The organism is Nocardioides luteus (assembly GCF_014648595.1).
Classification (GTDB): Bacteria; Actinomycetota; Actinomycetes; order Propionibacteriales; family Nocardioidaceae; genus Nocardioides; species Nocardioides luteus.
Genome location: NZ_BMRK01000001.1, coordinates 367,323 through 389,162, shown reverse-complemented (window position 1 = coordinate 389,162; position 21,840 = coordinate 367,323). Strand labels below are relative to the sequence as shown.

Here is a 21,840-nt window from a genome sequence, read left to right as displayed (position 1 = left end):
AGTCACAGCCCGAGCTCGGAGACGGTCTTCTCCCGCATCTCGACCTTGCGGACCTTGCCGGTCACGGTCATCGGGAACTCCTCGACGACCAGGACGTAGCGCGGGATCTTGTAGTGGGCGAGCTTGCCCGTGGCGTACGTCCTGAGACTCTCGGCCGTCATCCGCTCGGCGCCGGGGCGCAGCCGGACCCAGGCGCAGAGCTCTTCGCCGTACTTCTCGTCGGGGACGCCGATCACCTGGACGTCCTCGATGTCGGGGTGGGTGTAGAGGAACTCCTCGATCTCGCGCGGGTAGATGTTCTCGCCGCCTCGGATCACCATGTCCTTGATGCGGCCGACGATGTTGCAGTAGCCGTCGTCGTTCATGACGGCGAGGTCGCCGGTGTGCATCCAGCCCTCGTCGTCGATCGCGGCGCGGGTCTTCTCCTCGTCGTCCCAGTAGCCGAGCATCACCGAGTAGCCGCGGGTCTGCAGCTCACCGGCCTCCCCGCGCGGCAGGATCTCGCCGGTGGTGGGGTCGACGACGCGCACCTCGACGTGCGGGTGGACCCGGCCGACGGTCGCGGTGCGGTGCTCGAGGTCGTCGTCCATCCGGGTCTGGGTGGAGACCGGCGAGGTCTCGGTCATGCCGTAGGCGATCGAGACCTCGCTCATGTGCATCTCGTTGACGCACCTTTTCATCACTTCGACCGGGCACGGGCTGCCGGCCATGATCCCGGTGCGCAGCGTGCTCAGGTCGAAGGTGGCGAAGTCGGGGTGGTTCTGCATGGCGATGAACATCGTCGGTACGCCGTAGACCGCCGTGCAGCGCTCGTCCTGGACGGTCCTCAGCGTGGTGGCCGGGTCGAAGGCCGGCCCCGGGATGACCATCGTGGCTCCGTGGGTGATGCAGCCGAGGTTGCCCATCACCATGCCGAAGCAGTGGTAGAAGGGCACCGGGATCGCCAGCCGATCCTGCTCGGTGAGGCCGATCGTCTCGGTGGTGAAGTAGCCGTTGTTGAGGATGTTGCGATGGCTCAGGGTGGCGCCCTTGGGGTAGCCGGTGGTGCCCGAGGTGTACTGGATGTTGATCGGGTCCTCCGAGCTCAGCTCCTCGGTGACGTGGTCGGCCAGGCTCTCGCCGGCGCCGGCCTCGAGAAGGGCGGTCCACTCCGGGTCGCCGATGAAGACGGTCTGCTCGAGGTCGGGGCAGTCGCCGCACACCTCGGCCACCATCGCGCGGTAGTCGGAGGTCTTGAACTCCTGCGCCGAGATCAGCAGCCTGATGCTCGACTTGGTCAGCGCGTAGGCCAGCTCGTGGGTGCGGTAGGCCGGGTTGATGTTGACCAGGATCGCGCCGATCTTCGCCGTCGCCAACTGGGTCAGGGTCCACTCGGCGCAGTTGGGCGCCCAGATGCCGACCCGGTCGCCCTTCTGGATCCCGGCCCTGCGCAGGCCGACGGCCAGGGCGTCGACGTCACGGCTCAACTCGGCGTACGTCCAGCGGCGGCCGGTCGCCACCTCGACCAGCGCCTCGCGGTCGCCGAAGCGGGAGACGGTGCGGTCGAAGCTCGCGCCGATCGTCTCCTCGAGCAGGGGGGTGGTCGTCTCGCCTGCGGCGTAGGAATCCGTCATGGGTCCAGTGTGACCTGAGTCACGCATGGGTCCAAGGGTCTGGCCGGGTGTCTGCCGGGCTCAGGCCTTGGCGATGATCTCCGCTGCGCGCTCACCGATCAGGATGGCGGGTGCGTTGGTGTGGCCGCGCACGATCCGGGGCATGACGGAGGCGTCGGCGACGCGGAGGTTCTCCACGCCGCGTACCCGCAGCTGAGGGTCGACCACGCTCGCCTCGTCGGTGCCCATCCGGCAGGTGCCGGTCGGGTGGTAGAGGGTGTGCGTGTGTCGCTCGAGGAGCGCGGTGGCGACCTCCTCGGCGGTCGCACCGTCGGGGAGGTCAGGGCGCAGCATCCGGCCGAGGATCGGCTTGAGCGCCGGCTGGGAGGCGATGTCGAGCGCGACCCGGACGCCCTCGACGAGCGCGGCGCGGTCCTTCCCCTCGGGGTCGGTGAGATAGCGCGGGTCGATGATCGCCTTGTCGGCCGGGTCGGTCGAGGCGAGCGTGACCCGGCCGCGGCTGGCCGGATCGACCAGGATCGGACCGGCGACGACGGCCTCGCCGGCGAACGGCACCAGTCCTTCGTCGAAGAAGCCGACCGGGGCGAAGATCATCTCGATGTCGGCGGCCTTCAGCCCGGGCCGCGAACGGAGGAAGCCGTAGGCCTCGCCGACGTTGGAGGTGAGCATGCCCCGCCGGCGCAGCAGGTAGTTGACCAGGTGACGGGGCGCCTCAGCAGTCGCGAGCGAGCCCTGCTCGACCTCCCAGCCGATGCCGGCGACGAGGTGGTCGGCGAGGTTCTCGCCGACCTCGGCGGAGTCACGGACGACGTCGATGCCGTGCTCCCTCAGGTGGGCGGCCGGGCCGATCCCGGAGAGCATCAGCACCTGTGGCGTGTTGATCGCACCACCCGAGAGGATCACCTCGCGGCGCGCCGTGATCGTGGTCTTCTCGCCGTCGACGACGGCCTCGACTCCGGTGGCACGGTCGCCGTCGAAGGCCACCCGGGAGACCAGGGCGTCGGTGACGACCTTCAGGTTCGCGCGCCTCGCTGCGGGCTTGAGGTAGGCAGAGGCAGTGCTCCAGCGGGCACCTCGCCGCTGGGTGACCATCGTCTCCACGTACGCCTCGGGGTTGGGGCCGTTGGCCCGCCCGCGCGGATAGCCGGCCTGTGCGGCGGCCTCGAGGAAGGACTCGGTGTAGGGCCGCGGGCTGCGCTGCTGCTCCACTCGCATCGGGCCGCCGGTGCCGTCCAGGCCGGTGGGGTTCTCGACGTCCTCGAGCGCGAGATAGGCCTGCTTGACCGCATCCCAGCCCCACTCGGGCCCTGCCGCCACGCCCCACTCCTCGTAGTCGGCCTGGAGCCCCTTGACCCACATCATCGCGTTCATCGAGGAGCATCCACCGAGCATCCGGCCACGGGGCCAGTAGATCCGTCGGCCACCGAGCTCCGGCTGCGGCTCGGTGTGGTAGTCCCAGTCGAGCTCGGTGCGGAAGAGCTTCGAGAACGCCGCCGGGACGCTGATTTTCATGCTCTTGTCGCGAGGCCCGGCCTCGAGGAGCGTCACGTGAACGCTCGGATCCTCGCTCAGCCGCGCCGCGACCACGGCCCCCGCCGATCCCGCCCCGACCACCACGTAGTCGCTGGTGAATTCCTGACTCATGACCGAATCTCCTTCGCCACGCGGACCGGGCTTTCGAGGCTACCGCCGAGACGTCAGTTATTGCGGCCGAGACGTCAGAAATCGACGGCGAGTGGTCACGGTTTGTGCCGTCTCGCGGTCGATTTCTGACGTTTCGGCGTCGATTTCTGACGTTTCGGTGGGTGGGTCAGTCGGACAGGAAGGCTCCTAGGGCGTATGCGGGGTGGCGGTCCAGGTTGTGGCGGCCGCGGTCATAGCGGCGGGTGGTGCGAGGGTCGGCGTGGCCGGCGGCGTCCTGGACGTCTTCGAGAGGTACGCCGGCCTCGCGGGCGAGCGTGACGAACGTGTGGCGCAGGCTGTGCGGGGAGAGTTTGTCGCTGTGCTCGATGCCAGCCGCGGCGCCGAGCTTGCGAATGAGGCGGAAGGCCTCGGAGCGGTGCCAGCGGTTGCCGGTGCTCGTCACGAAGACGGGGCCGTCGGCGCGGGCGTCGAGGTAGGTGTCGAGAGCCTGCGAGGTGGCCGGGTTGAGGACGACGTCGCGACGGGCACCGCCCTTGCGGGTGATCGTCAGGATGCGATGGCCGCGGGAGTGGCTGAGGTCGGTCACGTCGGCGCCGAGGGCCTCGGAGATGCGCAGACCGTCGTGGAGCAGGAGGGTGACCAGAGCGGCCGCCCTGCTGGAGTGGTCGCGCGCGGCGGCGAGGAAGGCCTTGGCCTCTCCCCTGTCCATGCCCAGCGTCTGGGAGTCGTTGCTGGTCTTGGGGCGCTTGACGTGCTCGGCCGGGGAGGTGCTCAGCACGCCTTCCGCCACGCCGTAGCGGTAGAACCCGGCGATGGCGGAGAGGCGGCGGGCGATCGTGGCGGGGCTCCGGCGGGTCTCCAGGTGGCGGGCATAACCGTCCACCATCGCCCGGTTCGCGGCGAGGGGGTCGATCTCGAGGGCGGCGCACCAGCCGAACCAGTCGGCGAGGTCGCGGCCGTAGGCGGCGCGGGTGTGTCCTGCGTACGACAGCAGGAACCGTCGGGCGAGCGCTTCGGCCCTCTTCTCGTGGGGTAGCTCCCCCAGGTCTTCGAGGAAGAGCTCGCGGACGGATTCCGTCACCGCGAGGGCCGGGCCGGGGCTCTGGGGACGGTGCTCGATGGCGCTCACGAGCACACATCATAATGCCAGTTATGTTGTGCCCGCGACGGGATCACTTTCCGGGATCTTTTCCGTCTGTGTTTCGTCTTTCGTCACGCTATGATGACGTAATGACTCAGACGGTTGCCTCCGAAGAGAAGCCCTGCCGGTTCCCTGGCTGTCCCCTGCCCGCAGCGTCCTCGGAGAACGGGAGCGGGCGCCCGCCGGAGTACTGCGACGACCCCACCCACAACCGCGCAGCGGCGTGGCGCGAGCGGAAGCGTCTGCAGCGCCTCGCAGTGAGCCGCTCCCCCGAGGAGACGTCGCGCCCGGTGCAGGCAGCCCAACAGCGGGCCACGGAGATCACGACCCAGCTGACCCAGCTCGCCGACAGGTTCCTCGACCAGCTCCCGAAGGCGCTGGAGGAGCTGCGTACGCTCGGCGACCTGACCGCCGCTGAGGCTCAGATCGCCACCGTTCAGAGCGAGGCGCAGGAGCAGATCGCGGCCGCGAGCGCCCGGGCGGTGCGTGCCGAGCAGGCGCAGCGCGCCGCCGAGGCGGAGCGTGACGAGGCCGATGCCGCTGCCGCGGAGGCATTGGAGGAGTCGGAGCGCTCGGCCGAGGTGCTGCGGGAGGCGCTGGCGGCGACCGCGGCGGCCGATGAGTCCCGCCAGGCCGCGCAGGCAGAGCTGGAGATGGTCCAGGCCGAGGCGTCGGCGGCGGCCGAACGGGCCGAAGCGACCGTCGCGAGACTCGAGAAGCAGGTCGCGGAGATCACGACCTCTCGAGCAGCGCTGACGGAGGCCCTGGAGAAGACGAAGGCCGAGCGCGACGCGGCGGTGCAGCGCCGCCGCAGCGAGACTGCCCGCGCCGACCACGCCGAGAAGGCGACGGCCCGGCTGCAGGAGCAGCTGTCCGCTGAGAAGAAGGCAGCCGAGAAGGCGGCAGCCGGCGCCGAGTCGACGATCACCGAGCTGCGTACGCAGCTGGCCTCTGCCGACGAGCAGATCGATGCGCTTCGGGAGCAGGTCGCCGACCTGCGCGGCAGCGAGGCAGCCGCCAAGGCGGACCGGGACGCCACCCGCGCCGAGCTGGAGCGCGAGCGCGCCCACGCGCGCGAACGCCTCGAGGATCTCAAGACCGCCCACCAGGCCCAGGTCGCTCAGCTGCTGGAGCAGATCGAGCGACGTACGCCTCCGGCCGAGGCCCCTGAAGAGGGTTCGTGACACGCGGTACCCCCAGTTGGAGGTGAACGAGCAACATCCGCTACTGTTCTTCTCGCAAGCGGACGTAGCTCAGTTGGTAGAGCGCAACCTTGCCAAGGTTGAGGTCGCGAGTTCGAGCCTCGTCGTCCGCTCCACTTTCGAGGGCCGCCCTTCAGGGCGGCCCTCGACTCGTTCTGAGTCGAATTGTTCCGTGGCGAAGCCATCATCTCGGCGCATCTGCTCTAGGATTTCTTGGTCACCTGGCGTGGACGCCAGGTGGAGATGGTGACAACCGAAGGACTGTGCGTGGGGGGCGCTGAGTGAGCGGAAAGTTCATCGACGCCTACGCCGTGCTCCAGATCGGACCGGACGCGGACGACGCGGCCGTGCGCGCCCGTCATCGTGAGCTGGCGAAGCAGTATCACCCGGATCGGGGTGGTATGGCCGCCGACGGTGAGCTGATGATGCGCATCAACCGGGCTCGCGACGTCCTGCTCGACCCGGCCGCCAGGGCGACCCTCGACGAAGAGCTCGCCCGGCGCCGCCGCGAGGCCGGCCCCGGCGAGCCCGTGGGCAGCGCCCCGGAGTCGCCTTCGGGCACTCCCCCGCTGAGCCGCGACCGGCGCTGGCGCGCGGAGTGGGGCACGACCTCGCCCTGGGCCACCCCTCCGGCCGGCAGCAGCAGTCCTGGCTCGGTGCCGCCACCTTCTCGCGTACGTCCCTCGGCCAGCCGGCTGCGCCAGGCCGCTCGACAGACGCTCGCGGCGAATCCCGCGTTGTCCTCCCGTCAGCGCGGCGGCGCGCCGAAGCCGCCTCCCGCGGCTCCAGCAGCGTCTCCCGCTCAGCCGGCTGCACCGCAGGCCTCCGCGCCCAAGCCCGCTCCCGCTCAGCGCGCTCCTGCCCAGTCCGTGCCCCAGCAGCAGAGCACCCAGACCCCGCCGAAGCAGCAGCCGGCCTCATCGAGCGAGAAACAGGCCAACGCCTGGTCGCTCTACTCGGTGCCGCTCGACGGCGTATCGGTCGCATCGCTGATCGCGAGCGTGCTGATGTGCAGCCCGCTGGGGTTCGTCCTCGGCATCTTCGGGTTGGCGCGCACCGCCGACGACAAGCGTCGCGGCCGCTGGGCCGCGGTCGCCGGCCTCGCCATCAGCAGCCTGACGATGCTGGTCGTCATCGGCTACGTGATGCAGCGAATCTCGGCTCCAACACCCTGACCGAGCCCTCCGCGGGCGAAATCGGGCGCATCCCCAATAGAAGGGATGGCTCCGGCATGTAAAACCGGCATGGCGGGTCTCTACCTCACATTGGCGACGGCCCGCAGGCGTTCGACACGGGGGAAGAAGCTCACCGTGCGCCTGCGACCCAGTCGTCAGTAGAGAAGAACTCGCCCATGAAGCAACACATCGTGCGCATCGCCGCGCTCGGACTCTCCACCACCGCCATCGTCGGCGTCGGCAGCGCGTTCTCGCCCGGCTACGCGGCGACCGCGGAGTGCACCGCCGTCTCGCCGAAGCTCGTCGAGACGATCGCCGCGGTCACCCACACCGAGTCGCGATACGCCAAGACCGTCCCCGGCGCTCACCACGATGCGGTCACCCGCGTCGTGCACCACGAGGCCGAGACCCACGAGGAGGTGGCGCCGGGTGGGTACGCCTTCACCCAGCGCTCCACCGGGAAGGTCGAGTTCAAGGACTCCGAGAGCTGGAACCCCGGTAAGGGCTGGTTCCGTACGCCCTCGCTCGACAAGATGATCACCGTCGTCGACAAGGCGGCCTACGACGAGGAGGTCGTCGACGTCGCCGCCTACGACGAGCCCGACACCGTCGTCTACTACACCGGCAAGCCTGCCGGGTCGACGAGCGCCGAGGACGCCGCCTGGGTGCGGTACGCCCCCACCGGCTGGCCCACGAAGGTCGACACCCGCACGATCACCGACGTGCCCGAGGCCTACGTCTGCGACTTCGTCAAGCCGGTCACCACCCTGCTCAACCCGACGCCGCTGGTGCGCCCCGGGTTCGTCTTCGACCTGCAGACGACCGACGACCACGCGGTGGCGAAGACCGTCGGCAACATCTACCGCGACGGCGCGCTGTTCAAGTCGTTCCAGTCTGCTGGTGGTTCGCTCTCGGTGCCGGCGAACCTGCCTGACGGCGCCTACACGCTGCGCTACAACGGGCTCGACTCGGTCGGCAACGTGGCCACCACCTCGACGTACGACTTCGTGGTCGACGGGACCGCTCCGACCGTCACCGACAAGGGCACCGCCGGTGCGGCGGCGCAGTCGAAGTCCTTCAAGCTGTTCGACGCCCGCCGCGTCGACAAGGTCACCATCAACGGGGTCACCAAGGACCTCACCAACAGCGTGTGGTCCGACATCAACGACATCAGGCCCGGCCGCTACGGCGCCGTGGAGGGCAAGAACACGCTCGTCGCTTACGACGAGGCCGGCAACGCCTCGGCGCCCGTCGAGTTCATCCTCGACACCACCGGGCCGGAGATCACCGACAAGGGCGCCGCCGGCAAGGCCGGACAGAGCAAGTCGTTCAAGCTCCACGACCCGCGCCGTGTCGACAAGGTCACCATCAACGGCGTGACCAAGGACCTCACCAACAACGTGTGGTCGGACGTCAACGACATCAAGCCGGGACGCTACGGCGCGGTCGAGGGCGAGAACACCCTGGTCGCCTACGACGAGCTCGGCAACACCACCGAGATCACGTTCATCCTGGACCAGACCGGCCCGACCGTCACGGTGAAGGATGAGGCCCCGGCGATCTCGAGGTCGAAGTCCTTCAAGCTGTACGACCGCTTCAACGTCGACAAGGTCACCATCAACGGCGTCGTCAAGGACCTGACCAACAACACGTGGTCCGACGTCAACGACGTGAAGCCCGGCCGCTTCGGCGCCGTGGAGGGCAAGAACACCCTGATCGCCTACGACGAGGCGGGTAACGCCTCCGAGGCGGTCGAGTTCGTCCTCGACACCACCGGCCCGGCGATCACCGAGAAGCCGGGCTCCTCGGAGACCAACCGCTCGTTCAAGCTCGACGACGGAGTGCTCGGCTCGAAGGTCGCCGGCGTTCGGGTCAACGGGAAGGACTTCCCGCTCTCGGAGAACCGTTGGTCCGACGTCAACGACCTCCGGCTCGGCAACTGGTGGGGCGTCCAGGCCGGGGAGAACACCCTCGTGGCCTACGACGGCCTCGGCAACGAGACGACCGTGACCTTCACGGTCGCGGCGCCGGCGGAAGAGGCGCCCGCCACCGACGGGAACTCTCAGGCTGAGGTTGAGCCTGAGGCTGGCGGGCAGTCCGAGACCGGGTCTGGTTCGGACGGCGAGGGTGCTGAGAACGGCGCTGAGACGGGCATCGAGACCGACACCGAGACGGGCAACGACGCCGAGACCGGTGGCGGCCCGACCGGTGAGGCGGCACCCCAGACCGAGGCGGCGCCGGTCGCCCTCGGCGGCAACAGCGTCGGTACGCCTTCCGACGCCGGCCCCGTGGCGACCAGCCCGGTGCTCGCCGGCCCGCGGTCGGCGGCAGCGACTGCCTTCGCACCGGAGCTCGTCTTCGAGGCGGCCGGCATGAACACCGCACCCCAGGGCGAGGGACGACGTAGCGAGGCGAAGACGACCGCCGAGCTGATCGCCGATCCCGGTCAGGTCGAGACGGTCGACACCATCCAGGCGGCCGCTTCGGCGCCTGCACCGATCGACGAGAGCCTCCCCGGCCTCGGGATCGCGATCACCGCCGGAGGCGCGATGGTCGCCTTCGGCGCGGCGCTCGGCATGCGCCGGCGCCGTCGTTCCTGACCAACCAACCCGTTGCCGGCCGTGGCCTCACCACGGCCGGCAACGGCCTGTCCGGGTCACCCGCCCAGGGCCCACTCGGCGATCACGTGGCAGTCGTCGTTGACGTACCACTGCAGGCTGATCCGGTCGGCACGACATCGAGCAGGCAGGAACGGAGCCAGAGAGGTACGCGTCGAGCCCAGGTCGACTCCCCCGGCGGTGTGGTCGACGGTCAGGTGCGGCACCGGCTCGAACGTCCCCGCATAGGGCGGGCAGTGCGGGAACGCCGCGCTCAAGGCGGCGGTCAGCGCCGCGAACGGCCCAGAAGGCTCGGGATGCAGATAGATCGTCCCGCCCGCGAAGACGCGTACGTCCTCGAGCACGAAGTCGAACGCCGCCGTCGCTGTCGCGATCTTCTCGACGAGCTCCAGATCCGCCGTCGTCGGCGCGTCCAGGAACGGCGCGAGCAGAGTGATGTGCGCGTGCACGAACGCCGGGTCGGTCGAGACGAACGAGGCGTCGTAGTGGTGCGTCCGCTCCAGGACGTACGTCTCCAGCTCGGGCACCGGGACGACGAGCACCGAGTGGCCGCGGCTCACGCCTCCACCAGGCCGATGGAGCGTCGGAAGTTGCCCAGGCCGTCGATTCCGGGCGGGTGCCCGAAACGGACGAGCTCCTCCGGCGTGAGCGCGAGCTTCTGCACCACGGCGAGCTCGCCCTCTCGCCGCTCGACCCGGTCGCGGCCGTTGTCGTGGTAGCCGACCTTGCGGCTGACGCCGAGCGCGGCGGGGTTGTCCGTGAAGGCACCGGAGGTCACCTCGGTCGCGTCGAGGTGGTCGAAGGCGAACGCACAGAGCACCTGTCGCATCGCGGCCCCGATCCCTCTGCCCTGGTGCGCACGCCCCAGCCAGGCGCCGGTCTCACCGTCGGCGGGCGCGATCGACCAGGGCACGTAGAACGGCATCGCGTCGGGGTCGTGGATCCCCGCCACGACGATGTCTGCCAGCGGCCCGAGGAGGCCGTCGGTGATCCCGCGCATTTCCAGCGGCCCAGCATTGATCCGCAGGCCGAGCATGGGCAGCGCCTCGGCGATGGTCGTCATGGTGCGATTCTCACCGAACCCGGGCACCGGCTCGCAACCGGGTATTCGACGTCTCGGTCTCGGTTTTCGACGTCTCGGCGTCAGAATCCGACCTCTCGGCGTCGATTTCTGACGGCTCGGCTAGGGTGCCCGGGTGTCCACGCCTGAGATGCCCGCCGACCTGCTCAAGCACGCGCTCGATGCCACCGGGTTCATGCCGCCCGAGGAGGGTCGCGCGCTGTTCGAGTACGCGGTGGAGCGGCTGCCGCACGGGCCGGCGGTGGAGATCGGGACGTACTGCGGGAAGTCCTCGGTCTACCTGGGTGCGGCCGCGAAGCTGACCGGCGGCACGGTGTTCACCGTCGACCACCACCACGGCAGCGAGGAGAACCAGGCGGGGTGGGAGCACCACGACACCAGCCTGGTCGACGAGCGCACCGGGCGGCTTGACACGCTGCCGACCTTCCGCCGCACCATCGAGCAGGCCGGCCTCGAGAACGAGGTCGTCGCCGTGATCGGCGCCTCGACGACCGTGAGCCGGTGGTGGACGACCCCGGTCTCGTTCCTTTTCATCGACGGCGGCCACGGCGTCGAGCCGGCGCGGCAGGACTACCGCGGCTGGGCCCCGAAGGTGATGCCCGGCGGCCTGCTGCTGGTCCACGACGTCTTCCCGGACCCGGCCGACGGCGGCCGGCCGCCGTACGAGGAGATCTACCTTCCCGCGCTCGCCTCGAAGCAGTTCGAGGAGATCGACGCGGTCGGCTCGCTACGCGTGCTGCGACGCCTCTGAGGTCTCGCAGCCGCACTCCAGCGCCAGCTCCTCGAACGGAGCCGCGAGCGAGGTGCCGCGCATGATCCCCGACCCCGGGGTGGAGCCGCCGTAGCGCTCCCCCAGGGCGTCCGCGGCCAGGATGACGGCGGCGGCGGTGAAGGTGGAGTGCTCCTCGGGCCAGAACGCGTTCGGGTTGGGGTTCGGGTATTCGGGCGACTCGTAGACCCAGCCGGTCCAGTAGCCGCCGTCCTCGGCGCGCATGTACTGCATCTCGGTCAGCAGCTGGAGTCCGCGACGATGGTCGCCGATGTTGTCGAGCGCCATCACCAGCTCGCAGGTCTCCGCGCCGGTCACCCACGGGTTGGTGTCGACGCAGAGAGCGCCGAGGCCGGGACGTACGAAGTGGTCCCAGCGCGACGCGATCAGCTCGTGGCCGGCGGCGCCGACGACGGCACCGCCGAGGACCGGGTAGTACCAGTCCATGGAGTGGTGGGACTTGTCCTCGAAGGCGTCGCGGTGGTGGCGCAGCGCGTGGCCGAGCCGGCCGCCGACGATCTCCCACTCGGGCTGCGGGTCGTCGATCAGGTCGGCGAGGGCGACACCGGCGCGCAGCGCCTGGTAGATCGAGGACGAGCCGGTGAGCAGGGCAAACGGGTCGCGCGGGGTCCAGGCGATCCCGCCGAAGGGCAGCTGCAGGCCGACGACGAAGTCGAGCCCGGCGCGTACGGAGGGCCACAGCCGCTCCACGAACGCGCGGTCGCGGCGGATCAGCCAGTGGTGCCACAGGCCGACCGCGAAGTAGGCCGACATGTTGGACTCGCCGATCGTCTCGACCGCGACCCCGTCGACGATCTTCATCGGCCAGGAGCCGTCGGCGTTCTGCAGCGACGGGATCCAGTCGTAGGCGGCCTCGGCCTCCTCGACCAGACCACCGACGAGCAGGCCCATGGCGGCCTCGACGTGGTTCCAGATGTCGGTGTGCTGACCGGGCACCCACGGGATCGCCCCGGAGGACTCCTGGGCGCGGGCGATCGACCCGGCCGTGGCAGCGATCTGGGCAGGGGTCAGCACCCCGTCGACGTACGGGATCTCCACTCTCATCCGAGGATCAATCGGTCGCGGTGGGGTCGGAGGCGACGCGGCCCGGCTTGCGGAAGTAGAGGACCATGCTCTTGCCGATGACCGGGTCGAGGACCTTGCCGGCCAGGCGCAGCGGGAGCGGGTTCTTCATGATCTCCCAGACCAGGACCTGGTGGTAGGCCTTCACCAGCGGGTGCTTGTCGTTCTCGACGCCGACGGCCGACTTCAGCCACCAGTAGGGCGCGTGCAGGCCGTGGGCGTAGGACTTGCCCTCGAAGATCATCTCCTCGCCCGGGGTGCCGTCGTTGGGACGGCCTGCCTTGGTGACCTTGTCGATGAGCTCGTGGTCGGTGTAGATGCGGATGTGGCCGCCGGTGGTGTTGTGGTAGTCGGCGGAGAGCTTCCAGTTGACGACCTCGGGCAGCCAGCGGGGCACCGAGATGGCCATGGTGCCGCCCGGGCGGAGCACGCGGACGAGCTCCTTGATCGCGTCGACGTCGTGGTGGATGTGCTCGAGCACCTCGGCGGCCACGACTCGGTCGAACTCGCCGTCGGCGAAGGGCAGGGAGAGCGCGTCGCCCTCCTTGACCTCGGCGTTGGCCCCGGCCGGGACCTCCTCGCGCATCGCGAAGAACCACTCGCTGACCTTGGCCAGCTCCTCCGCGTCCTGGTCGAACGCGATCACGTCCGCGCCACGGCGGTACATCTCGAAGGCGTGCCGGCCACCGCCGGCGCCCATGTCGAGCACGCGCTCTCCGGCCTGCAGGCCGAGGCGGTCGAAGTCAACGGTGAGCACGGCTCACTTCCTTTCGCTGATGGAGCTGGTCGAGCTGATGGTCGATCCGGTGGTCGAGCCTGTCGAGACCCGGAACTCGTCGATGGTGTCCTGGTAGAGCGCGGTCATCCGCTCGGCGACGGCGTGCCACGAGAAGTGCTCCTCGACGCGGGCTCGCCCGGCGGCCGAGTAGCGGGCGCGGCGGTCGGGGTCGTCGAGCAGGGCAGCGATGGCTCGCTCGAGCTCCTCGGTCTCGCCGGGGGTGACCTGGGTGGCACAGAGGTCGTCGGGGCCGACGACCTCGGGGATCGCGCCGGCGCGGGAGACGACGAGCGGGGTGCCGCAGGCCATCAGCTCGGCGGTCGGCAGCGAGAAGCCCTCGTAGAGCGAGGGCACGCAGGCGATCTCCGCCGACCCCATCAGCTCGACGAGCTCGGCGTCGGAGATGCCGTTGACGAAACGTACGTGGTCCTCGATCGCGAGCTTCTCGATGAGCTCCTCGGTCGGACCGCCCTTCTTGGGCTTCGAGACGAGCACGAGCTCGAGATCGCGCTCGGTACGCAGCTTGGCGAACGCCTCGAGAAGGAAGGAGATGCCCTTCAGCGGGGCGTCGGCGCTGGCCATGGCGAGGATGCGGCCACGGACGCGGGGGCCGGTCGGCGGGACGAACTCCTCGGGCACGCCGAGGTGGACGGTCTCCACCCGGTCGGAGGGGACGTTGAAGTCGGTGAGGATGTCGCGCTTGGAGTTGTCCGAGGGCGTGATCACGTGGCGCAGCTGTGCGGCGACCTTGGCCTGCATCGTGACGAAGGAGTACCAGCGCCAGACGCCGAACTTCTTCTTCCAGCCCTTCGCGCTCTCCAGCTCGATGCGGCGGTCGAACGAGATCGGATGGTGGATCGTGGTCACCAGCGGCAGGCCGAGGCCGGACTCGAGGCGCAGCAGCGGAGTGGCCAGCGTCTGGTTGTCGTGGACGATGTCGAAGTCGTCCTTGCGTTCCTTCAGGACCTTCATGACGCGCTTGGCGAAGGTCAGCGGCTCGGGGAACGCACCAGTGCGCATCCGCGCCCACTCCTCGACGTCGACGAGATCGCGGATCTCGGAGAGCTTGGGGTTGCCGAACGGGTTCGGCTCCTCGTAGAGACCCAGGCTCGGCACCTTGGTGAGGGTCACGCCCTCACCCTCGAGGTCGAGCTCCGGGTAGGGCTGGCCGGAGAAGACCTCCACGGTGTGCCCGAGCTTGGCGAGCTCCCTGCTCAGATGGCGGATATAGACGCCTTGACCGCCGACGTGCGGCTTGCTGCGATACGACAGCAGAGCGATCCGCATCCGCCACCTCCCTCGAAAACTGCAGAAAAGCAAAAACTAGAACGTGTTCTATACTAGCAGGTAGCCAGCACGCGCCACTCTAATGCAGCCGCTTCCACGGACGGTGGTCAGGCATGGCGTCTAGGCTGGTGGCGTGGAGGGATTCTGGAGCCGGTTCCGTCTGGACCCGAGACAGGCCGACAATGCACGCATGCGCGCCTCCGACGCCGATCGGGAGGTCGTCCGCACCGTCCTCGCCGACGCCTTCGCCGACGGACGCCTGACCCGCGAGGAGCACGACGAGCGCATCTCGACGCTGCTGGAGGCTCGTACGCTCGGTGAGCTGCCCGCGCTCGTCGACGATCTCGTCGCCGTCGAGCCGCCGTCCGCGGAGCTCGAGACCCGGCTGCCCTCCTCCCCCAGCTTCCGCGAGCAGGGTGCGGCGGCCTACCGCAAGGAGCTCCAGGAGGCGCTCGCCACCTTCTTGATGGTCAGCCTCATCACCTGGGGCATCTGGCTGTTCACCGGCGGTCCCGGCAGTCACCCGTGGCCGATCTACCCGATGCTGTTCCTGGTCGTGAACCTGGTCGGCACCGGCGTACGGCGTGAGGCGATCGTGCAGCGCGAGGTGCAGCGCCTGGAGAAGAAGGCCGCGAAGAAGGCGGCGAAGAAAGCCGCCAAGGCCGAGCTCGAGGCCGCTCCTGAGAAGTCCGAGCCGATCCTGGAGTCCCCCGCCGAGGAAGAGCAGCCCGAGAAGGACCGGCCCGCAGACCCCTCCTAGAGGTCGGCGACCATCGAGGAACCGGAGGCGACCTGCTCGCGAGTCGTACGCCGGCGGACGTCGCGCCGGTGGCGCCAGATCTGCACGGCGCCCAGGCCCCAGAACAGGTACTGCACCGACATCGCCCAGTGGAAAGCCTCCGGCGTGTAGGAGGTCGAGGCCCCCGGCGTACGCCAGTCGAGGATCCAGCCGACGAGCACGATCACCAGCAGCGCCGCCACGAAGCCACCCTGGTTGATGATCCCGCTGGCGCTGGCCATCCGGGCGGGCGGGTTGCTGGTGCGGCCGACGTCGAAGCCGATCATCGAGGTCGGTCCACCGATGCCGACCACGCACATCAGGAGCAGCAGGACCGGCAGCGGCGCCGCGCCCGGCCAGAGGAGCACGACTGCCCACACCGAGGCGATCACGGCGATCATCGTCAGCGCCACCGTCGACCGGTACCACGGGAAGCGACCGGCGATGATGCCCATCACCGGGCCCGCGGCCAGGGCGGCGACGACGGTGACCGAGAGCAGCGTGCCGGCCAGGGTGTCGGAGAGGCCCTCGGAGGTGACCAGGAACGGGAAGCCCCACAGCAGCCCCATCAGGTGGGAGCTGAACGGGGTGGAGAAGTGGATCCAGAAGCCGAGTCGGGTGCCCGGCTGGTACCAGGACGCCTTCAGGCTCCGGCCCACCTCGCGCGGCTCGAGCGCGGTGCCGCGGAGGTTGCGCTGGCCGGGGACGTCATGGACGAAGAGCAGCAGCAGGACGATGAGCACTGGGCCGACGAGCGCGGCGGTCAGGTAGGCGCGGGACCAGCCGAGGTGGCCGAGCGCCCAGGTCATCGGGACGGCTGCGGCGATCGCACCGAGCTGGCCGATGGTGCCGGTCAGCTGGCTGACCAGCGGGACCCGCCGGGCCGGGAACCACGAGGGCACCAGCCGCAGCACGCAGATGAACGTCATCGCGTCGCCCATCCCGACGAAGGTGCGCGCGAGCAGCGCCAGCGGGTAGGAGTCGGCGAACGCGAAGCCCGCCTGGGCGGTCGCCAGGATCAGCGCGCCGGCGCAGAGGACCGTACGCGAGCCGTACCGGTCCACGAGCAGCCCGACCGGCACCTGCATGCCCGCGTAGACCAGCAGCTGCAGCATCGTGAACGCGGCCAGCTGGCTGGCGCCGATGTCGAACCGCTCGGTGGCCACCAGACCGGCGACCGCGAGGCTGCTGCGGTGGAAGACGGCCAGACCGTAGACGGCGACGGCGATGCCCCACACGAGCCATGAGCGTGCGGACGACTGGGGATCTTCGTGGCTCACATAGAGAGGCTACGTTGGCCTCGAGGTACGTGCGTCGGCAGTGCTGTCCTGTGGGCGGTCGCGCGCGATGTCTGTCACAGGTGCGACGGGCGCTGGTGCGGTGTCGAACTCGCTCGGCTGCATCCGGCGGCGCAGCTGGGTGGCGACGTACGCCGCGACCGCGAACATCACCAGGTCGGCCGCCACCAGCGCGGCCAGCGCGAAGGTGCTGCTCACCGGCCCGTCGACGTGCTGCTCGGTGTCGAGGTGGCACATCAGCCCGACGACCATGAAGGCGAGCGAGACGCCCAGGCCGATCCGTAAATCGCGCGTCTCGTCGTCAGCCGGTGCGCGTTGCGGGACGAGGCGCCCCAGGCGCAGGGCGGCGAGCGCCGCTCCGGCAGCGAGGAAGGGCAGGAACGGCACCGCGTACCGGGCATGGATCCAGCCGCCGCCGGCGACGAACCCGGCGACGTTGACCAGGATCAGCAGGCAGTAGCAGCCGAGCAGGGTCCAGATCACCCGGTCCTGGCGGTGCTCGGCCGTGGCCTGCGGAGCGAGCCGGGTGCGCTGGAGGAACCCTGCCCCCGGCGGGCCGGACCTGGCGACGACCTCCATCACGAGACCGATGGCAGTGAGGGTGAGGACGACAGCGGCGACCTGGCCCCAGGCGTTCGAGATGTTGCCGTCGGCCCACAGGCTGCTGAGCAGGTGGCCGTAGAAGCCCGGGTCGACCAGCTGGGAGAAGGTCGTGCCGTCGGGCTCGCGACCGAACTTCTCGAAGAGGAAGCCCGACGCGGTCGGGTTGCCGTAGAGGCGGATGTTGCGCAGGTAGAACCAGCCGAAGACCACCACCGGCGCCAGTCCGACGCACGCCGCGAGACCGACCGCGCGCCAGAGCGTGGTGCGCAGGAACGTACGCAGCGACGGCTCACGCAGCCACATCGCCATCAGCACGCAGGCGCCGAGGAACAGCACCGCCACCAGGCCCGTCGACCGGAACCCGGCGGCCGCGACCCCGACCGCGGTCGCGGCGACCAGACGTTCGCGGGTCACCCCGCGGCGTACCATCCGGAAGCCGAGGTAGAGCGTGAGGAAGGCCGCGGCCGAGGACCAGCCGTCGTTGTAGATCCCGCCGCCGACGAAGGTCATCGCACCGCAGCCGAGGGCCATCGCCGAGGCGATCACCGGCACCACCGGGCGCCGCGGCACCAGCTCGCGGGCCACGAACCCGACCATGATCGTGGTCAGCGCGAACCCGAGAGCGTTGAGCAGCCGCATCCCGAGCAGCGTCACGCCCGGCGACCCGACCGCGTCCCCCAGCCAGACCAGAGGCAGGCTCATCACGTAGAAGAGCGGCGGGTGGTTGGCGACCCAGATGTCACGGTGGGCCTCGTCGGCGCCGAAGAGGCTGTCGGCCAGCTGCGGGTAGCGCACCGGGTCGTCGGGGATGTCGGTGTCGATCGTCGGCAGCGTGCCCTGGGAGAGTGCCACCGCGTACGCCGCGTGGGCCCGCTCGTCGGCCTTGAACAGCGCCGGCATCGCGATCGCCACCTGCGCGCTCATCATGAAGCCCAGCACGCCGAGGAGCAGGACGCAGATCGTGGACTGGGAGGTGGAGACCCGAGCTACAGACACCCTTCGACGGTAACCAGCCGATCTGACGGGATACCCCGGCGAGGGATCACGGGCGGTGAACAGCGCGCTACGAGCGAGTGTGCGCGACGCGCCGAAACTCGTTCGCGCCGTCATCGGCGCGCCGGATAGCGTCCCTCGGGAGATGACTACTTCGACACCGCGTCACATCGCCATGATCGCCTCTCCTGCGATCAGCCACGTCCTGCCCAGCATCGAGCTGATCAAGGAGCTGGTCGCGCGCGGCCACCGGGTCACGTACGCCACCCACGACTCGATGTTCGACACGATCAAGCCGACGGGGGCCGAGCTGATCCCGGTGCCGACGGTGCTGCCCGTGGAGGACCGGCTGTGGCCGGAGGACCCGGTCGCCGGGATGAGCATCTTCCGCGACGACGCGATCCAGGCGCTCCCGCACCTGCACGCCCACTACGACGCCGACCCGGCCGATCTCTACCTCTATGACATCGGCGGGTACGCCGCGAGGGCGCTCGCCGAGCAACAGGGACGCCCGTTCGTACAGCTCTCCCCCACGTTCGTCGCCTGGGACGGGTACGCCGAGGAGATGGCTGCGCAGGTGCGGCAGCTGCCCGGCTACGGCGGTTACCTGGACGGTCTCGCCCGATGGCTCGAGACCTGCGGGGCAACGACGCTCGACCCGGAGGAGTTCGTCGGCGCGCCGAAGCGTGCCCTCGCCCTGATCCCGCGCGCGATGCAACCCCACGCCGACCGGGTCGACGAGGACGTCGTCACCTTCGTGGGGCCCTGCTTCGCACTCGACCCCGAGGAGACCTGGGCCCGGCCCGAGGGCGCCGAGAACGTTCTGCTGGTCTCGCTCGGGTCGGCCTATGCGGCCGGTGCGGGCTTCTTCCGCGCCTGCGTCGAGGCGTACGCGTTCCTGCCCGGATGGCACGTGGTGATGGCGATCGGCACCCGGCTCGACCCGGCCGAATTAGGCAACCTCCCGGCCAACGTCGAGGTCCACGGCTGGCTGCCGCAGCGCGCCGTGCTCGCCCGGGCCGACGCGTTCCTCACCCATGCCGGGATGGGCGGGAGCAGCGAGGGCCTCATGGCCGGCGTACCCATGATCGCGGTGCCGCAGGCCGTCGACCAGTTCATGAACGCCGACAAGCTGGTCGAGCTCGGGGTCGCTCGACGACTCGATGCCGAGGAGGTCTCCGCGGAGACGCTGCGGCGTGCTCTCGTGGAGCTGCTCGACGATCCTGCTCGGGTCGAGCGGTCGGCTCGGCTGCGGGCTGATGCGGTCGCCGAGGGCGGGACGCGTCGGGCGGCTGAGCTGATCGAGGGCATGCTCGGAGGTTGAATCCTGCCGCTCGCTGGTCGAGGCGGGAGGCCGCCTGCGGCCGAGCGTGTCGAGACCAACACGGTTCCTATCGAGCGCCGATAGGACTGTGTTGGTCTCGACACGCTCGCTGGCGCTCGCGGCTCGACCGACGGGGCTGCCGGAGCGCGGGGCTGGTCGATCGCTGAGCGACTACTTCGTCGCCAGCGCGCTCGCTGCGCTCGCGCGCAGCTCCTCGCTCGTCGGGAGTCGGCGTAAGCCCTTTGGAGGCGCCTTCGGCGCAGAGGGGGGGGCTTACGCCGACCCCCTCCTCACTTCGTCGCTTCCATCATCTGGCGGAGTTCCTTTTTGAGATCGGAGATCTCATCACGCAACCGGGCGGCGACCTCGAACTGGAGCTCGGCGGCGGCGCCCTTCATCTGCTCGGTGAGGTCGCCGATGAGCTGGGCGAGGTCGGAGGAGGGGAGGCCGACGAGGCCGCGCTCGCGGGCCTCCTGGGCAGCGTCGCCGAGCATCGGGGTCGGCGACTTGGCGGCGGTCTTGCCGGCGCGGCCCTTCGCCTCGGTGCCGGCCCAGGTGTTGAGCAGCTCCTGGGTGCTCTCGTCCTCGCGGGCGAGCATGTCGGTGATGTCGGCGATCTTCTTGCGCAGCGGCTGCGGGTCGATGCCGTTGGCCTCGTTGTAGGAGATCTGGATCGCGCGGCGGCGGTTGGTCTCCTCGATCGCCGACTCCATGGAGGGCGTGATCTTGTCGGCGTACATGTGCACCTGGCCGGAGACGTTTCGCGCGGCTCGACCGATGGTCTGGATCAGCGACTTGTCCGAGCGCAGGAAGCCTTCCTTGTCGGCGTCGAGGATGGAGACCAGGGAGACCTCGGGGAGGTCGAGACCCTCACGGAGCAGGTTGATGCCGACGAGGACGTCGTACTCCCCCAGCCGTAGGTCGCGGAGGAGCTCGATGCGCTTCAGCGTGTCGACCTCGGAGTGGAGGTATCTGGTGCGGATGCCGGCGTCGAGGAGGTAGTCGGTGAGGTCCTCGGACATCTTCTTGGTGAGCGTGGTGACCAGGACGCGCTCGTTCTTCGCCACCCGGTCGTTGATCTCGCCGATCAGGTCATCGATCTGGCCCTTGGTCGGCTTGATGACCACCTCGGGGTCGACCAGGCCGGTCGGGCGGATGATCTGCTCGACGGTGTCGCCGCCGACCTTGTCGAGCTCGTAGTCGCCCGGGGTCGCGGAGAGGTAGATGGTCTGGCCGATCCGCTCCAGGAACTCCTCCCACTTCAGTGGGCGGTTGTCCTGGGCGCTCGGCAGCCGGAAGCCGTGCTCGACCAGGTTGCGCTTGCGGGACATGTCGCCCTCGTACATCCCGCCGATCTGCGGGACCGCGACGTGGGACTCGTCGACGACGAGGACGAAGTCCTCGGGGAAGTAGTCGAGCAGACAGTTGGGCGCCGAACCGGGAAGACGACCGTCGATGTGCATCGAGTAGTTCTCGATGCCGGAGCAGGAGCCGACCTGTCGCATCATCTCGATGTCGTAGGTGGTGCGCATCCGCAGCCGCTGGGCCTCCAACATCTTGCCCTGCTTCTCGAAGGCGCTCAGCTGCTGCTCGAGCTCGGCCTCGATGCCGTTGATCGCACGCTCCATGCGCTCGGGGCCGGCGACGTAGTGGGTCGCCGGGAAGACGTAGAGCTCCTGGTCCTCGGTGAGCACCTCGCCGGTGACGGCGTGCAGCGTCATCAGCCGCTCGATCTCGTCACCGAAGAACTCGATGCGGACCGCGTGCTCCTCGTAGACCGGGAAGATCTCCAGGGTGTCGCCGCGCACCCGGAACGTGCCACGGGTGAAGGAGAGGTCGTTGCGGGTGTATTGGATCTCCACGAGGCGGCGCAGGATCGAGTCGCGGTCGTGCTCCTCCCCCACGCGCAGCCGGATCATCCGGTCGACGTACTCCTGCGGGGTGCCGAGGCCGTAGATGCAGGAGACGGTGGAGACCACGATGACGTCGCGACGGGTCAGCAGCGAGTTGGTGGCCGAGTGGCGCAGCCGCTCGACCTCCTCGTTGATCGAGGAGTCCTTCTCGATGTAGGTGTCCGTCTGGGGGACGTAGGCCTCGGGCTGGTAGTAGTCGTAGTAGGAGACGAAGTATTCGACCGCGTTCTCCGGGAAGAGCTGGCGCAGCTCGTTGGCGAACTGGGCGGCGAGCGTCTTGTTGGGCTGCAGCACCAGCATCGGACGCTGCAGCTGCTCCGCCGTCCAGGCGACGGTCGCCGTCTTTCCGGTGCCGGTCGCGCCGAGGAGGACGACGTCCTCGACGCCGTCCTGGATGCGCTTGGAGATCTCCGCGATCGCTGCCGGCTGGTCGCCCGAGGGCTGGTAGTCGGAGACCACCTTGAACGGGGCGACGCGGCGCTCGAGATCAGTGACTGGACGCATGAAACCCAGGCTACGCGGGGCCACCGACAATTTCGG

At 69.5% G+C, this 21,840-nt stretch carries 17 protein-coding genes and 1 tRNA gene; 7 read left to right on the top strand and 11 right to left on the bottom strand.

What is annotated here, in order from left to right:
* Nucleotides 1–2 precede the first annotated feature (2 nt).
* From IEY81_RS01845 to IEY81_RS01835, 3 genes are all read right to left on the bottom strand, one after another.
* A complete protein-coding gene (locus tag IEY81_RS01845) occupies nucleotides 3–1,613 on the bottom strand; it encodes an AMP-binding protein (RefSeq protein WP_189116719.1) in 1,611 nt (536 codons plus the stop codon).
* Between the two features lie 60 nt (nucleotides 1,614–1,673).
* A complete protein-coding gene (locus IEY81_RS01840) occupies nucleotides 1,674–3,257 on the bottom strand; it encodes a GMC family oxidoreductase (RefSeq protein ID WP_189116718.1) in 1,584 nt (527 codons plus the stop codon).
* Nucleotides 3,258–3,423: 166 nt separating this feature from the next.
* Nucleotides 3,424–4,386 carry a tyrosine-type recombinase/integrase gene (locus tag IEY81_RS01835; protein WP_229787190.1) on the bottom strand — a complete coding sequence of 321 codons (963 nt, stop codon included), beginning with the start codon at nucleotides 4,384–4,386 and terminating at the stop codon, nucleotides 3,424–3,426.
* 101 nt (nucleotides 4,387–4,487) lie between these two features.
* Between IEY81_RS01835 and IEY81_RS01830 the strand changes: the two genes are divergently transcribed.
* The 4 genes from IEY81_RS01830 to IEY81_RS01815 all read left to right on the top strand — a co-directional run bounded on the left by IEY81_RS01830 (nucleotide 4,488) and on the right by IEY81_RS01815 (nucleotide 9,375).
* A complete protein-coding gene (locus IEY81_RS01830) occupies nucleotides 4,488–5,582 on the top strand; it encodes a coiled-coil domain-containing protein (protein WP_189116717.1) in 1,095 nt (364 codons plus the stop codon).
* 58 nt (nucleotides 5,583–5,640) lie between these two features.
* A tRNA-Gly gene (locus tag IEY81_RS01825) sits at nucleotides 5,641–5,716 on the top strand.
* Nucleotides 5,717–5,881: 165 nt separating this feature from the next.
* Complete coding sequence (locus tag IEY81_RS01820; RefSeq protein ID WP_189116716.1) at nucleotides 5,882–6,775, top strand: DnaJ domain-containing protein; 894 nt, start codon at nucleotides 5,882–5,884, stop codon at nucleotides 6,773–6,775.
* A gap of 176 nt (nucleotides 6,776–6,951) precedes the next feature.
* The gene (locus tag IEY81_RS01815; protein ID WP_189116715.1) at nucleotides 6,952–9,375 is read left to right on the top strand and encodes an Ig-like domain-containing protein; all 2,424 of its coding nucleotides are present in this window, start codon (nucleotides 6,952–6,954) and stop codon (nucleotides 9,373–9,375) included.
* Nucleotides 9,376–9,431: 56 nt separating this feature from the next.
* Here IEY81_RS01815 and IEY81_RS01810 read toward each other — a convergent pair whose 3' ends face one another.
* Both IEY81_RS01810 and IEY81_RS01805 read right to left on the bottom strand, forming a co-directional pair.
* Entirely contained in the window at nucleotides 9,432–9,953 is a 522-nt protein-coding gene (locus IEY81_RS01810; protein WP_189116714.1) for a 2'-5' RNA ligase family protein, read from the bottom strand.
* Nucleotides 9,950–10,456, bottom strand: coding sequence for a GNAT family N-acetyltransferase (locus tag IEY81_RS01805; protein ID WP_189116713.1), 507 nt, complete (start codon nucleotides 10,454–10,456; stop codon nucleotides 9,950–9,952). The genes IEY81_RS01810 and IEY81_RS01805 overlap by 4 nt, the downstream gene beginning before the upstream one ends.
* 133 nt (nucleotides 10,457–10,589) lie before the next feature.
* Here IEY81_RS01805 and IEY81_RS01800 point away from each other — a divergent pair, with 133 nt between their 5' ends.
* Entirely contained in the window at nucleotides 10,590–11,225 is a 636-nt protein-coding gene (locus tag IEY81_RS01800) for a class I SAM-dependent methyltransferase (protein WP_229787188.1), read from the top strand.
* Here the strand turns inward: IEY81_RS01800 and IEY81_RS01795 are convergent.
* The 3 genes from IEY81_RS01795 to IEY81_RS01785 are packed head-to-tail and all read right to left on the bottom strand — an operon-like array spanning nucleotide 11,202 to nucleotide 14,391.
* Nucleotides 11,202–12,308 (bottom strand): prenyltransferase/squalene oxidase repeat-containing protein, encoded by a 1,107-nt coding sequence (locus tag IEY81_RS01795; RefSeq protein ID WP_189116712.1) that lies wholly within the window; start codon nucleotides 12,306–12,308, stop codon nucleotides 11,202–11,204. The genes IEY81_RS01800 and IEY81_RS01795 overlap by 24 nt on opposite strands.
* Nucleotides 12,309–12,315: 7 nt before the next feature.
* On the bottom strand, nucleotides 12,316–13,083 hold the full coding sequence (locus IEY81_RS01790; RefSeq protein WP_189116711.1) for a class I SAM-dependent methyltransferase: 768 nt from the start codon (nucleotides 13,081–13,083) through the stop codon (nucleotides 12,316–12,318).
* A 3-nt stretch (nucleotides 13,084–13,086) separates the two neighbouring features.
* On the bottom strand, nucleotides 13,087–14,391 hold the full coding sequence (locus IEY81_RS01785; RefSeq protein WP_189116710.1) for a glycosyltransferase family 4 protein: 1,305 nt from the start codon (nucleotides 14,389–14,391) through the stop codon (nucleotides 13,087–13,089).
* 190 nt (nucleotides 14,392–14,581) lie between these two features.
* Between IEY81_RS01785 and IEY81_RS01780 the strand changes: the two genes are divergently transcribed.
* Entirely contained in the window at nucleotides 14,582–15,151 is a 570-nt protein-coding gene (locus IEY81_RS01780; RefSeq protein ID WP_189116709.1) for a DUF1707 domain-containing protein, read from the top strand.
* Here IEY81_RS01780 and IEY81_RS01775 read toward each other — a convergent pair.
* Nucleotides 15,148–16,449 (bottom strand): MFS transporter, encoded by a 1,302-nt coding sequence (locus IEY81_RS01775; RefSeq protein ID WP_229787186.1) that lies wholly within the window; start codon nucleotides 16,447–16,449, stop codon nucleotides 15,148–15,150. The two genes, IEY81_RS01780 and IEY81_RS01775, sit on opposite strands and share 4 nt — an antisense overlap.
* A 9-nt stretch (nucleotides 16,450–16,458) precedes the next feature.
* Nucleotides 16,459–18,066 carry an ArnT family glycosyltransferase gene (locus tag IEY81_RS01770; RefSeq protein ID WP_189116708.1) on the bottom strand — a complete coding sequence of 536 codons (1,608 nt, stop codon included), beginning with the start codon at nucleotides 18,064–18,066 and terminating at the stop codon, nucleotides 16,459–16,461.
* A 142-nt stretch (nucleotides 18,067–18,208) separates the two neighbouring features.
* On the opposite strand from IEY81_RS01770, the gene IEY81_RS01765 reads away from it, so the two are divergent.
* Nucleotides 18,209–19,387 carry a macrolide family glycosyltransferase gene (locus IEY81_RS01765; protein ID WP_229787184.1) on the top strand — a complete coding sequence of 393 codons (1,179 nt, stop codon included), beginning with the start codon at nucleotides 18,209–18,211 and terminating at the stop codon, nucleotides 19,385–19,387.
* A 290-nt stretch (nucleotides 19,388–19,677) separates the two neighbouring features.
* Here the strand turns inward: IEY81_RS01765 and uvrB are convergent, their stop codons facing one another.
* Complete coding sequence (gene uvrB / locus IEY81_RS01760) at nucleotides 19,678–21,804, bottom strand: excinuclease ABC subunit UvrB (RefSeq protein WP_189116707.1); 2,127 nt, start codon at nucleotides 21,802–21,804, stop codon at nucleotides 19,678–19,680.
* Nucleotides 21,805–21,840: the final 36 nt, after the last annotated feature.

Bases quoted from the DNA above. Each gene is read 5' to 3' on its own strand.
- IEY81_RS01815 (WP_189116715.1), top strand. From the start codon at position 6,952: ATGAAGCAACACATCGTGCGCATCGCCGCGCTCGGACTCTCCACCACC.
- IEY81_RS01785 (WP_189116710.1), bottom strand. From the start codon at position 14,391: ATGCGGATCGCTCTGCTGTCGTATCGCAGCAAGCCGCACGTCGGCGGT.
- IEY81_RS01840 (WP_189116718.1), bottom strand. From the start codon at position 3,257: ATGAGTCAGGAATTCACCAGCGACTACGTGGTGGTCGGGGCGGGATCG.
- IEY81_RS01830 (WP_189116717.1), top strand. From the start codon at position 4,488: ATGACTCAGACGGTTGCCTCCGAAGAGAAGCCCTGCCGGTTCCCTGGC.
- IEY81_RS01765 (WP_229787184.1), top strand. From the start codon at position 18,209: ATGACTACTTCGACACCGCGTCACATCGCCATGATCGCCTCTCCTGCG.
- IEY81_RS01845 (WP_189116719.1), bottom strand. From the start codon at position 1,613: ATGACGGATTCCTACGCCGCAGGCGAGACGACCACCCCCCTGCTCGAG.
- IEY81_RS01780 (WP_189116709.1), top strand. From the start codon at position 14,582: ATGCGCGCCTCCGACGCCGATCGGGAGGTCGTCCGCACCGTCCTCGCC.
- uvrB (WP_189116707.1), bottom strand. From the start codon at position 21,804: ATGCGTCCAGTCACTGATCTCGAGCGCCGCGTCGCCCCGTTCAAGGTG.
- IEY81_RS01795 (WP_189116712.1), bottom strand. From the start codon at position 12,308: ATGAGAGTGGAGATCCCGTACGTCGACGGGGTGCTGACCCCTGCCCAG.
- IEY81_RS01805 (WP_189116713.1), bottom strand. From the start codon at position 10,456: ATGACGACCATCGCCGAGGCGCTGCCCATGCTCGGCCTGCGGATCAAT.